Origin of the sequence: Pseudomonas hormoni (assembly GCF_018502625.1) — a bacterium.
Lineage (GTDB): Bacteria > Pseudomonadota > Gammaproteobacteria > Pseudomonadales > Pseudomonadaceae > Aquipseudomonas > Aquipseudomonas hormoni.
On record NZ_CP075566.1, the window covers coordinates 1,979,239 to 1,991,851 of the forward strand.

General features: G+C 56.6%; 12 protein-coding genes and 1 pseudogene. 11 read left to right on the forward strand and 2 right to left on the reverse strand.

What is annotated here, in order from left to right; translation table 11 throughout:
• Window positions 1-80 precede the first annotated feature (80 nt).
• Window positions 81-2,090, forward strand: a complete 2,010-nt coding sequence (locus KJF94_RS09350; protein ID WP_214382816.1) for a putative bifunctional diguanylate cyclase/phosphodiesterase — start codon at window positions 81-83, stop codon at window positions 2,088-2,090.
• A gap of 485 nt (window positions 2,091-2,575) precedes the next feature.
• On the opposite strand, the gene KJF94_RS09355 is transcribed toward KJF94_RS09350, so the two are convergent.
• Window positions 2,576-3,505, reverse strand: coding sequence for a LysR family transcriptional regulator (locus tag KJF94_RS09355; protein WP_214382818.1), 930 nt, complete (start codon window positions 3,503-3,505; stop codon window positions 2,576-2,578).
• 179 nt (window positions 3,506-3,684) lie between these two features.
• On the opposite strand from KJF94_RS09355, the gene KJF94_RS09360 reads away from it, so the two are divergent.
• From KJF94_RS09360 to KJF94_RS09400, 9 genes are all read left to right on the forward strand, one after another.
• Window positions 3,685-4,713, forward strand: a complete 1,029-nt coding sequence (locus KJF94_RS09360) for an alpha/beta hydrolase (protein ID WP_214382820.1) — start codon at window positions 3,685-3,687, stop codon at window positions 4,711-4,713.
• A gap of 123 nt (window positions 4,714-4,836) precedes the next feature.
• Complete coding sequence (locus KJF94_RS09365) at window positions 4,837-5,967, forward strand: MFS transporter (RefSeq protein WP_214384819.1); 1,131 nt, start codon at window positions 4,837-4,839, stop codon at window positions 5,965-5,967.
• 24 nt (window positions 5,968-5,991) lie between these two features.
• Window positions 5,992-6,480: a cyclophilin-like fold protein gene (locus KJF94_RS09370; protein WP_250548253.1), complete on the forward strand. Its 489-nt coding sequence runs from the start codon at window positions 5,992-5,994 to the stop codon at window positions 6,478-6,480.
• 79 nt (window positions 6,481-6,559) lie between these two features.
• A complete protein-coding gene (locus tag KJF94_RS09375; protein ID WP_214382822.1) occupies window positions 6,560-7,057 on the forward strand; it encodes a (R)-mandelonitrile lyase in 498 nt (165 codons plus the stop codon).
• Window positions 7,035-7,796: a carboxymuconolactone decarboxylase family protein gene (locus KJF94_RS09380; RefSeq protein WP_214382823.1), complete on the forward strand. Its 762-nt coding sequence runs from the start codon at window positions 7,035-7,037 to the stop codon at window positions 7,794-7,796. Before KJF94_RS09375 ends, KJF94_RS09380 begins: the two co-directional genes overlap by 23 nt.
• 383 nt (window positions 7,797-8,179) lie before the next feature.
• Window positions 8,180-8,512: an IS66-like element accessory protein TnpA gene (gene tnpA, locus KJF94_RS09385; protein ID WP_250548254.1), complete on the forward strand. Its 333-nt coding sequence runs from the start codon at window positions 8,180-8,182 to the stop codon at window positions 8,510-8,512.
• Complete coding sequence (gene tnpB / locus KJF94_RS30175) at window positions 8,479-8,844, forward strand: IS66 family insertion sequence element accessory protein TnpB (RefSeq protein ID WP_250548255.1); 366 nt, start codon at window positions 8,479-8,481, stop codon at window positions 8,842-8,844. Before tnpA ends, tnpB begins: the two co-directional genes overlap by 34 nt.
• 83 nt (window positions 8,845-8,927) lie before the next feature.
• Window positions 8,928-10,454: an IS66 family transposase gene (tnpC, locus tag KJF94_RS09395; protein WP_214382827.1), complete on the forward strand. Its 1,527-nt coding sequence runs from the start codon at window positions 8,928-8,930 to the stop codon at window positions 10,452-10,454.
• 56 nt (window positions 10,455-10,510) lie between these two features.
• Window positions 10,511-10,888 carry a DUF6678 family protein gene (locus KJF94_RS09400; RefSeq protein WP_214382829.1) on the forward strand — a complete coding sequence of 126 codons (378 nt, stop codon included), beginning with the start codon at window positions 10,511-10,513 and terminating at the stop codon, window positions 10,886-10,888.
• Window positions 10,889-11,261: 373 nt separating this feature from the next.
• Here the strand turns inward: KJF94_RS09400 and KJF94_RS09405 are convergent, their stop codons facing one another.
• A complete protein-coding gene (locus KJF94_RS09405; protein WP_214382831.1) occupies window positions 11,262-11,732 on the reverse strand; it encodes a chemotaxis protein in 471 nt (156 codons plus the stop codon).
• A gap of 625 nt (window positions 11,733-12,357) precedes the next feature.
• Here KJF94_RS09405 and KJF94_RS09410 point away from each other — a divergent pair.
• Window positions 12,358-12,504, forward strand: a pseudogene (locus KJF94_RS09410) (YceI family protein); the annotation flags it as partial.
• Between the last annotated feature and the right edge of the window lie 109 nt (window positions 12,505-12,613).

The window sequence follows — 12,613 nt, forward strand, 5'->3', positions numbered from 1 at the left end:
ATTTCGTTTTCGACTAAGCTAAGGGTTTGGTGGAAATTGCCAATAAGAATGGAAGCAGCCACGTCTACATGAGGTAGCACATGAGCAATTTACCACCAGCAAGTCCGGAGCATCCTGAAGCTTTTGTACATCCGGTTGCCGTTCCCAGGCTGACACACTGGAGTAATACCATCCCCAGCCAGTGGGCGCGCTATGGGTTGATTGTCGTGCTGCTCGCAACCAGCTTCTTTGCGGTGTGGTCTTCAGTGACCACTGGACGACTGGGGCAGGAAGCGATCGCTTCGAGTGTCCTGTCCGACCACTACACAGCGGCGGCGACTGCGGTGGCCGCCGCCGAGTCGCTGGAACGCCTCTATCGCCTGGAACCGGGGCCGCAAGTACTTCGTCGCTTCAACGAAGCGGTACAGGACCTCACGCGTGCACTCGGGCATATTCAGCGCACCGGGTCGCCTGCTGACCACCTCCTTGCCCAAAATGTGCTCACGGCACTGACGCCCTTCCTGGACAGCGTCAATAAGTTGTTCAAGGCAGTTGACGATGGCAATGATGCCGAGGCGCGCCGGATTGACATTGACGAAGGCGACCCGCTGTTCGAAAAGATTGAAAAAGTCGTCTTGCAAGCAGCAGCCGATCACCACAAGGAGTCCATCGTGGCGCTGGAGAAACTGCGCACGCGGGAGGCCTTCAACGCCGATAGCACTCCCATCGTTTTTATCGCCGGGCTGCTTCTTGCCGGGCTGTTCGCCCAAGTGTTACGACGCACGCGTGTCGAGCTCGACAGCCAACGCAAGGACGCTTTGCACGCGTCGCTGCATGACAAGCTCACAGGGCTGGCCAACCGAACCCTCTTGGCCGATCGTTTCGAGCAGGCACTACGCCTCGGACGCCGCCAGGGCTCAACCACTGGCCTGTTGCTCATCGATCTAGACCGATTCAAGGAAGTCAACGACACCCTGGGGCATCACTACGGGGATCGCCTGCTTGACGAGATCGGCAGGCGGTTGATCAGTGAAGCGCGGGAAATCGATACGGTCTGCCGGTTGGGTGGTGATGAGTTTGCGATTCTGCTTCCTTCCGTCGAAGGCCTGGAAGGCGCGTTGAAAGCAGCGCAACGGCTGCACAAAGCGATTACCGCATCGTTTGAAATCGATGGGGTCGAACTGGATGTCGAGGCCAGCTTCGGGGTCGTGGTGTCGGGGGTGCATGGTGATGACCCTTCAATGCTCATGCAGCGTGCCGATATCGCCATGTATGCAGCCAAGAAACAGGGCAAAGGCATACTCGCCTACGACCCGGGAGCGGATCGGCGCTCACCGGAACGCCTGGCCATGCTCGGAGAACTGCGGCGAGGTCTGGAACGCGGTGAATTGTTCCTGGAGTACCAACCCAAGGTCAGCCTGAGCACAGGAGAAGTCACTGGCGTGGAGGCATTGGTGCGTTGGCAGCATCCGGTGCGCGGCCTCGTGAATCCGGATGAGTTCATTCCGTTTGCCGAGCTCACCGGGATCATTGGCTCCCTGACTCAATACGTGCTGAACCTTGCGCTGTCTCAAGTGCGGGCCTGGGCCGACATCGGGATTTGCATACCGGTTGCCGTGAACATTTCTGCACGCAACCTGCTGGACGACAAATTGGTGGTTCAGATCGTCGATTTGCTTGAGCAGCACAACTTGAAACCAAACATGCTCATGCTCGAAGTGACCGAGTCCGCGATCATGCTCGATTCCTACGCGGCTCGGACCATCCTGAGGCAGTTACATGCGATGGGCATCCACATTGCCATCGATGATTTCGGCGTCGGCTATACGAGTCTGGCTCAGTTGAAGGATTTGCCCATCAGCGAACTCAAGATCGACAAATCCTTTGTACTGGCGATGCAAAGCGATCAAGCCAACGAGCTAATCGTACGGAGCGTTGTCGATCTTGGTCACAATCTTGGCATGACGGTCATTGCTGAAGGCGTAGAAACTGCCGGCGTGCTCGATGCGCTGGGCGATTACCATTGCGACATGGCCCAGGGTTTTCATGTCTGCCGACCGGTAAGCGCCAAAGCGTTCGTGCAGTGGTATGAAGAGCGAGAGCGCAAGTAGCTCGATCGCGTCTCACCATTAGAAATCCTCGCCGATTTCGGCCTGTCACGTCCGACGCACCCGAACGACTCCTAAACCGCAAACACCGGTCACTGTCCGTTACTGGCTGTGGATTCAACCGGTCGATGCAACACTCCTTCTGCTAACACAGAATTTAGTTGTGTTGCATCGACCGGTTGAATCCACAACCCAAAGCTGCCCCTCGCGGAGGGAAGCAGCCGGCCAAAAGTGGACATGCCCTTGCGCATTTGCCCTTGTAAACCGTCATTGCATTGCCTCCATTGCAGCGTCAAAACCTCAGCTTGAACCCCAGCGCTTCAGAGCCCTGCCCATTGCGCTCAAAGCTTTGCTGATATCTCAGATAATAATTGAGCCGTCAGCATCTTAAGTGGATGAACCATTGGCCGAGTTCGGCAAGAATGGCGATCTGCATGTGCCCTTGCAAACGCTAGGCGTTACTCCGGTGCTCGCCCGAACCGTCGTGGTCACGCATCCGTGCCAGTCAGGCTGTCATCTGGTGGCAAGCGATCCACCCGTAATGCATCAACGACCAGCGAAAATGCCTGGGAAGGTTGCCGGCGGCTGGGGTAGTACAGGTGAAAACCGCCGAAAGGCTCACACCAGTCTTCCAGCACCCGAACCAGACGGCCTTGAGCCAGTTGTGAGGCAAACTCGTCCTCGGGCAGGTAAGCGATGCCCAGCCCGCTGGCCGCTGCATCGGCAATATGGGTCGTGGAGTTGAATACCAATTGGCCGGCTACCCGCACTTTCAGCTTCTTGCCCTGGCGCTCGAATTCCCACGCGTCCATGCCGTCATAAGTCGGGAAACGTATGTCGATGCAGCGATGTGCTGCCAGGTCGCGAGGGTGTTCAGGGACGGGGTTTTGGGCGAAATAGCTTGGCGCTGCCACGACCGCCATTCGTATAGCCGGGCCGATGGGCACGGCAATCATGTCTTGGGCCACCGTGTCGCTGAAGCGCACGCCGGCATCGAAGCGGTCGGCGACGATATCGCGAAAGCCATAGTTGATATCAAATTCCAGCTTGATATCCGGGTACATCTGCAGCAGTGGCGTGAGCTTGGGTAGCAGCGTGGTCTTGATGATGTTGTCACCGCAGGTGATCCGCACCGTGCCGGCCGGCTTGTCGCGCAGCTCGGTCAAGGCTTCCACTTCGGCCTCGATTTCATCGAAGCGATGGCCCACCGCTTCCAGCAGCCGCTCACCCGCTGTGGTCAGAGAAACGCTGCGCGTGGTGCGGGTAAGCAGGCGAATTTTTAGACGTGCCTCCAAGGCCGAAACCACCTGGCTCACTGCCGATTGGGTCACCCCCAGTTGCACCGCCGCGCGGGTAAAGCTGCCCACGCGCGCCACGGTGACAAAGGCCAGAAGATCGTTGAAGTTTTGTTTAGCCATCGCGATAGCACTCGGGCGATTGATTAGACCTTCTTATATCCGCATTAAGTATTCATTAGCTAATCAAAATCCGGTCAGTCAGCAACAATAGCTGCAATCCCAGCCCCTGCATGAAGAGGGTGCGAGCTCGGCACTAACAGCCAACGTCGTCGTTAGCTTTCCCCTGATAAGGACGCCCCATGAAAAAACTTCTCGTAATGCTCGGTTTTTTGCTCAGTTCATTTACCGCGTCAGGAGCCGATATGTCCAACGGTGCAGATAACTTCTTCAAAAGTGACAAGGTGACCGTGGAAAAGGTCAGCTTCAAAAATCAGTACCAGCTCAATGTGGTGGGCAATCTCTTCATTCCTAAAGGTCAGGCCAACGCTGCTCGCAGCCCGGCCATTATCGTTGGCCACCCCATGGGCGCGGTAAAGGAGCAAAGCTCCAACCTGTATGCGCAAAAACTCGCGGAACAGGGCTTCGTTACCCTGGCGCTGGATTTGTCGTTCTGGGGCGAAAGCGAAGGTAGCCCACGCAATGCGGTGCTGCCGGACATGTACGCCGAGGACTTCAGCGCCGCCGTGGATTATCTCGGAACGCGGCCCTTTATCGACCGTCAGCGCATCGGCGTGCTGGGTATCTGTGGCAGCGGTAGCTTTGTGATCAGCGCGGCCAAGATCGACCCGCGCATGAAAGCCATCGCCACTGTCAGCATGTACGACATGGGCGCCGCCAACCGCAACGGCCTCAAGCATTCGCAAACCCTTGAGCAGCGCAAGCAGGTCATCGCAGCTGCGGCCGAGCAGCGTTATGTGGAATTCACGGGCGGCAAGATCGAATACACCGGCGGCACTGTGCAGGAGCTCAATACCGACACCCACCCTATTCAGCGCGAGTTCTTTGACTTCTACCGCACCCCGCGTGGCGAATTCACCCCAACAAGCTCCTCGCCCCAACAGACCACCCGCCCGACGCTGAGCAGCAACACCAAGTTCATGAATTTCTACCCATTCGTAGATATCGAGAGTATTTCGCCCCGCCCGATGCTGTTTGTCGCAGGTGAAAACGCCCACTCCCGCGAGTTCAGCGAAGAGGCGTTTCGCCTGGCGGGTGAACCTAAAGAGTTGGTCATTGTGCCTGACGCCGGCCATGTCGATCTGTATGACCGGGTGAACCTGATCCCTTTCGCCAAGCTGACCCAGTTCTTCCAAACCCACCTGAAGTAACCGGCAAGTACCACAGAGGCTATTCGATCTACGATGAACAACACTTGCGCTGACACCCAATTGGGCGCTACCTCCGCCAGTGAAACAGGCACGCGTGCCAGTAGCTGGGGCGGCGTTTATGCGATGACATTGTGCGTGTTCGCGCTGATCGCATCGGAGTTCATGCCCGTCAGCCTGCTGACGCCGTTGGCAGACGACCTGCAGGTGAGCCAGGGCTTGGCAGGCCAGGGGCTGGCCATCTCCGGCGCGTTTGCAGTGTTGGCCAGCCTATCCATCAGTTGGATCGCCGGCAGTGTCAACAGAAAGACCCTGTTGTTGGCGCTGACCGGTTTGATGGCAGTGTCGGGCGCCGTTGTGGCACTTGCCCCGAACTACCTGACCTACATGGTCGGGCGCGCCCTGATTGGCATGGTGATCGGCGGCTTCTGGTCGATGTCGGCAGCCACCGCGATGCGCTTGGTTCCGGCCAGGCAGGTGCCCAGGGCGTTGGCGGTTTTCAACGGCGGCAACGCCCTGGCAACGGTGGTGGCGGCGCCACTGGGCAGTTATCTGGGATCGGTCGTAGGTTGGCGTGGTGCATTTCTCTGTCTGGTTCCGGTGGCGCTGATCGCCCTGGTCTGGCAATGGATCAGCCTGCCAAGTATGCCAACGCAGGAGCGCTCGCCGGGTGCTGGCAATGTTTTCAAACTGCTGAAGAATCGCACGGTGGCGCTGGGCATGGCCGCCAGCGGCCTGTTTTTCATGGGCCAGTTCACGCTGTTCACTTACCTGCGGCCGTTTCTGGAAACAGTCACCCTGGTCGACGTGCCGACGCTTTCCTTGCTGCTATTGGCGCTCGGAGTGGCTGGCTTTTTTGGCACGACGATGATCGGCGGAGTGCTGAGACGCAGCCTCTACGGCACCCTGAGTACGATTTCACTGCTGATGGCCTTGATTGCTTTGACGCTGATTCCTTCCGGTACTTGGGTTATCGCCGTGGCGGTACTGTTGGGGCTCTGGGGATTTATTGCGACGGCAGCGCCCGTGGGCTGGTGGAGTTGGATCGCGCACGCCTTGCCACATCACGCCGAGGCGGGCGGTGGACTGATGGTGGCAATCGTGCAGTTGGCCATCGCAGTGGGTTCCACCGTGGGTGGCGTACTGTTTGACACTCTCGGCTACCAGAGCACTTTTATCGCCAGCGCAGCGCTGTTGATGCTAGCCGCCTTGTTGACGTTCCTAACCTCCCGTTCGCCGGTGTCGCACACCCGGTGACCATCCATTCGGTGGAGCAAGGCCATGCATACGCGCAGTCTCGGCACCGATTACTCCCAAGGCTGGAAGGGCTTCTGGTTGGCGGCATTGATGCCATTGGCCCTATCGGTTTTACCCCTCGCAGCTGCGACGGATATCGCAGGCCCGTCAACAGGCATGGAGAACACCACGATGTGGATGACCGTCGGCCAACAGCGTTTCGGCATATCCCTTGAAGATAACCCGACCACTCGGGAGCTTGTCACCCGATTGCCGCTCAGCCTGGACATGACCGAGCTGCACAGCAACGAAAAGTACGCCACCTTAGATCATCCACTCCCCACCCAAGCCTACCGGCCCGGAACCATCCACAACGGCGATTTGCTTTTGTACGGCACAGACACCTTGGTGGTCTTTTATCAAACCTTTACCTCGTCCTACTCCTATTCCCGTCTCGGCCGCATCGACAACCCGGCAGGTCTTGCCAAGGCCCTGGGTCGTGACGATGTACGTGTGACATTTTCCGTTGATTAGGGTTGCCATGGCCAGCGCGACTTGCACTTTTCAAGTGCTGCACACCAGCCCCCACTAAAACGTGACACTGGAGTTTTCCATGACGCCCATACACTCAACCTCACCCCTGGCTGCACTGGCGCTGCTCTCTGCCACGTACTTCGCGCCAGTTGTCGCGGCAGAGCAGAACCCGAACAGCCAGCAAATCACTCGTGCGGGAGAGCAGGGCTCGGTGACGGGGCCTGCCGAATATTTCACTGGCCGCGTAAGGCTCGACCCATTGACCGCTGCAACGGCCGACCTCAACACCTCAACGCTCCACGTCACCTTTGAGCCTGGCGCGCGTTCGGCCTGGCACACGCACCCTGCCGGGCAATATCTGGTGGTGACAGCGGGGGTAGGGCGTACTCAGGAGTGGGGGGAGCCCTTGCAAGAATTACGTCCTGGTGATGTGGTGTGGTGCCCGCCGGGGGTTAAGCACTGGCATGGCGCCGCGCCTTCGACTGCCATGACACACATGGCTATTACTGGCACGAAAAACGGCAACAACGTCAGTTGGATGGAGAAAGTAAGCGATGAACAGTACCCAGCCGAGTAAGCGCTACCATGTCCTGTTGGGAGCGCTGGGCTTGGTAATCCTGGGAAATTTCGCCTGGGCCGAGATATCCAACGCCAGTACTTCCCCCAAACCGGAGACACACATAGTGAGTGAGAAGACTTTAACCGCCAGGCAACAAGCCATTGCCCCTATCGGCGCCAGCATGGCGGTCGGCGATATGCCCCGTTTGCACGACGCGCTCAATCACGGTCTCGATGCCGGGATGACGATAAGCGAGAGTAAAGAGATCCTGGTTCAACTCTATGCCTATGCTGGGTTCCCGCGCAGCCTCAATGCCCTGTCGCTGCTGATGAAAGTCCTGCAAGAACGTGCCTCACGGGGTATTCATGATGCGCCGGGACGCGATCCAGGCCCTGTTCCCTCGGGGCGCGCTTTGCTCGACCTGGGCACCGACAATCAAACCCGGCTGTTGGGCTTGCCGGTGTCAGGCCCGCTGTTTGAATTCGCCCCCGCCATTGATCAGTTTTTGAAGGGCCACCTGTTTGGTGACATCTTTGCCCGCGACAACCTTGAATGGGCTGACCGGGAACTGGCCACCGTCGGGGCCATCGCCGCGATGCCAGGGTTAGAGCCGCAGCTAGAGTCGCATCTGAAGATCAGCATGAATGTTGGCCTGACAGTACAGCAGCTGCATCAGGTGGCTAGCGAACTGAAGACAGGCGGTGAACCGGATGGAGCTAAGCGTATTTTAGTGGCCTTGGAGAAAATCAGCGGCTGAACGCGGTATCAGGCAGGGAGTAATTGATGAGCTGGCTAATTACAGTTATCACCGTTTAACGGTTCTTATTTTGAGACCGGCCGCTAACTACTTATGCAGAGATGCCGGTAAATCAGGTATAGCTTGTCATCTCGCGGATCGGCGACTTCGGCATAAGTACACCTCGCTTGGAAGTATGAAGAGTCCTTAAAAATGCCGAGGGGGGTGCGTTGATGCTAACTGTGCTCGCAGAACGACTTGGCGAACGTCTGCTTCAGCCGAAAGCTGCCTGTCGCAAACCGTAACCGTTCGGGCAACACACCTTCCTGACACCGTCGCTTGAGGCGATGGTGTCCACCTAAATTTAAGTGGACACCATTTTTAGCCTTTTTAAGCGGACGCCCATGCCACAAGAACGCCGTTCTTATTCCAAGTCTTTCAAGGCCCAAGTCATTGCCGAATGCGCGCAGCCTGACAGCTCGATTACCAATGTCGCCTTGACTCACAACCTCAACGCTAACCTCGTCCATAAATGGATTCGGGCGTACACACAGAAAAACCTGGCGCAGCAAACTGCCTTTATTCCGGTCAAGGCAGCGCCGCCGATAGCGACGCAGCAAGTTCTTCCTGCCACGATTCGAGTCGAAGTGCCTCATTCAAAGGGGGTAGTCGTGGTGAGTTGGCCGGCAGAATGTGCAGCGGCATGCTCCGCGTTCTTACGAGACCTGCTGCGTTGATCCGCATCGACACCATCTGGCTCGCCACCGAGCCCATGGACATGCGCGCCGGCACTGAAACCGCGCTGGCGCGGGTCGTGGCGGTGTTCGGTGCGGCGAAGCGGCACTGTGCTTATCTGTTTGCCAATCGCCGCGCCAATCGCATGAAAGTGTTGGTGCATGACGGTGTCGGGATTTGGCTGGCCGCTCGGCGCTTGAATCAAGGGCGGTTCTTTTGGCCGGGCGTGCGACACGGCTCTGAGGTCGAGTTAGATGCTGAGCAACTTCAAGCCTTGGTGCTCGGTTTACCTTGGCAACGCGTCGGCTCCGGAGGAGCCATCACGGTGCTCTAACTCGTCTGTAATAGCGCGCTTGCCAGCGCAATTAGCCCATCAGTCTATCGCCGCCACTAGCCCTCTCTGGCAAAATCGGCGGCATGACTTCGCATCCGAATCTCTATCAATTAAACCCTGAAGAACTGCGCGCCTTGGCGGTGCAGTTGATCCAGCGCGTCGAGACGATGGACAAGCAAATCACTCATCACAAGTCGGTCAACGAGAAGCTGGCCCACGAGATCGCGCTGCTCAAGCGCTTCAAGTTTGCCAAGCGCAGCGAGCAACTAAGTCCGGATCAAGCCAGCTTTCTCGACGACTTGATCGACACCGATATCGCCGCCATCGAAGCTGAGCTTGCAGCACTGCAACCGGCGCCCGTTGAAAGCAAAGTTCGCCAGCAGCCCAAGCGCGCTGCACTGCCAGCGCAGTTACCTCGCACGCTGATCCATCACGAACCGGAAAACAGTCACTGCCAATGCGGCTGCGCGCTCAAACGTATCGGCGAAGATGCGAGCGAAAAGCTCGACTACACACCGGGCGTCTTCACTGTCGAGCGCCACATCCGTGGGAAATGGGCCTGCGAGCAGTGCGAAACGCTGATCCAGGCGCCGGTACCGGCGCACGTCATCGACAAAGGCATACCGACAGCGGGCCTGCTGGCCCACGTCATGGTGGCCAAGTTTGCCGACCATCTGCCGCTGTATCGGCAGGAGAAAATCTTCGGCCGCGCCGGACTGCCTATTGCTCGGTCGACCTTGGCGCAATGGGTGGGCAAATGCGGCGTGCAATTACAGCCGCTGGTTGATGCGCTCCGCGAAGCCGTGCTGACGCACGGTGTCGTCCATGCCGACGAGACCCCGGTACAAATGCTGACGCCGGGCGCGAAGAAAACTCATCGCGCTTACGTATGGGCTTATGCCACCAGCCAGTTCTCCGAGCTAGCGGCGGTCGTTTACGACTTCAGCCCGAGCCGCGCTGGCGAACATGCCCGAAACTTCCTTGGCAACTGGAGCGGCAAACTGGTGTGCGACGACTTCGCTGGCTACAAGGCAGGTTTTGAACTGGGCGTCACGGAGATCGGCTGCATGGCCCATGCACGGCGCAAGTTCTTCGACTTACACGCGACCAACAAGAGCCAGATCGCCGAAAAAGCGTTGCACAACATTGCGGCCTTGTACGAAGTTGAGCGAGAAGTTCGTGAACTGGAACCAGGTGACCGGCAGCGAATACGGCGAGAAAAAGCAGCGCCAATCATTGCCGTACTTCATGCCTGGATGATGGCCCAGAGGCAGCTTGTGCCTGAAGGATCGGCCATCGCCAAAGCCTTGGATTACAGCCTCAAACGCTGGATAGCGCTGACGCGTTATCTCGATGACGGGGCCGTTCCCATCGACAACAACTGGGTCGAGAATCAGATACGGCCTTGGGCACTTGGGCGCTCAAACTGGCTGTTCGCAGGCTCTTTACGCAGCGGTAAGCGTGCAGCCGCGATCATGAGCTTGATCCAGTCGGCACGGCTCAATGGGCATGATCCGTATGCTTACTTAAAGGATGTTCTTACACGCCTGCCTGCGCAGCGTGCGAGTGAGATTACCGAGCTTTTGCCGCACAGGTGGGCGCCCGTTTAATCACGCAAGGTGTGTTGGGTTAGACTGCTCTCACTTCTTACAATTGCGCGAATCTTATGCATCAGCTGCCTGAACTCGACGAGATTACAAAAGCGAAAATTCGCAGGCTGCTGACTGCGGGCATCATTTTTCCCGTCATGAACAACACCAAATGGGTTGAGCTGATCAACGCAATGATTAACGCCCCGCAAATGAAGCCAGAGTTCAGATTGCACAGTACCTTAGCTCCAATCGATTACTGCACAGATTGGGATCGAGAATGGCATTACCACATCCATCCGGTAGCAGAAATTGAGTGGATCGAACTCAGAGCGGTTTCACTCGATTGGCTACTCTCCACGCTAAGAAAGCACAACCTTCCCTTTTCTCTAGAGGATGGAGTGCCACGCGTTTGGGGTTATACCAGACCTGGCATGCAGCCACTTTGGGACTGAGTTCCTGAGGTTTCCCCTAGCCGGTAAACTTATGCTAGATGACTTTGCCGGACGCATACCCCAAGACGGGCAATCGCGCTAGTTATATCTGAGAGGCGTTCTGACTCGTCCACCGAAGCAGAGGGCGGGTGAGTTTATGGAGTTGCTGCCGCGTAAGTAGGCGCCCGCTTAACTACGCAAAGCATGTTCGCCGGGCTCTTAGGACTATCTGAGCATATGGTAATTCAGGATTTAGCCTTCGACTTTGTCAGCGTGTTCGAGGCTTTCGGATGAGATGAACACCATATTATTTACGATGATGCCTAGAACGAAGTTGCGCCCCCCAATCTACCAGTGGCACGTGGGGGGAAAGAGCGATTAGGACCTTTGTGCGTCAGTCCTTAGGAGCTGAAAGGTAGCTCGAAAGCTTTTTCATCGACGCTGACAGCTTCATTTCGTTTTCTGTGCGGTGCAAATCATTAGTGGTCGTGGCGAGCTGGCTTGTGAGAACGCCTAACTCCCCTAGAATGCCCTGAACCTTTCCTTCACGCTCTTTTTCGCTAAGCATATGATCATTCTTGATCGCATCCAACTCTTCCATTTTCTTTTGAATTTTTTCTTGGATGTCTCTGATTGCTTTGAGAATTTTTTTCACGCCATCCGGTAAATTGCTAGTGTCTATGTCTGCATTTTTTTTGCTCTCACTTGACGCTTTCGCACTCCCTTCAGCGGACAAGGTGACTTTTACACCTACGGTAACTTCCGCCAGGTCGGAATCGCCTGACGCGTCAGTGGGCACAGATCTGACAGCAGTAGATGGTTCGAGGATGCTAGTAGAAGCGAGAGTAGCGGAATTGATTTGCATGAGGTTCTCCCTTTTTGTCCCTCCTTTATCGACTGTACCTAAAAGTACTTTAAGAACCAAGGCGACGAAAAAAACCTTTGTGAGCAAGCTGCTTGCTAACCAATTTTGGTCGACTACTAAATTTTTATCTGGCTCTGCACCCACAACAAGAATTGACACGGTATGGGAAAGGAACAGCGCACAATAAGGTAGTGCTTAAGCTCCGTCTCCACACTCAGTGGAACAATTCGGTGTTCACGACAAGTTGGATAGCATCGATACGCTGATCAGCCGCTAATCGAAGTGACTTGGCACTTTTCTGCCAACACTTGTAAGCGTCCAACCAGCTCACCTTGCGAACTCCATATCGAGGGCGATGGTGTCCGCGTATTTTTAAGCGGAGGCGATCGCCCTTAACGTCAGGATTTCCATGCGCTAAATAAGCTCTTACCCGAAACTGTTCAAGGCCCAGGTTGTTCAGGAATGCCTGCAACCGCCTTGGCTGAAGGTACTACCGTAACCGTCCGAACTACACCGCCTTGCATCTCAGACCTTAATCTCCTTTAACCACTGATTATCGCGTTCCCATTCAAAAACCGTTGGATCGAAGGTACTGCCGTGCCACTCCAACATGTCTTCATGCTCTAAGCCGCAGCACTCCATCGGCGTATTCAGTGGTGAGTTCATCCTCAAGCGCGCCGACTTCAGCATCGGTGAAGGCGAGTGGGCCGATTTCGGCATCATTTCCAACGATATCCGCATCAGATTCCGAGTGGTCGCGCCCGCGCAGTGACTCCCCTGACTCATCCTCCCCTATTTCAACGCACTGCATCCAAGGCCGAACCTGCCGATGTATCCGGCAGCAGGATCTTGCGCAAGTCCTGATGGATGGAGGGCGTACC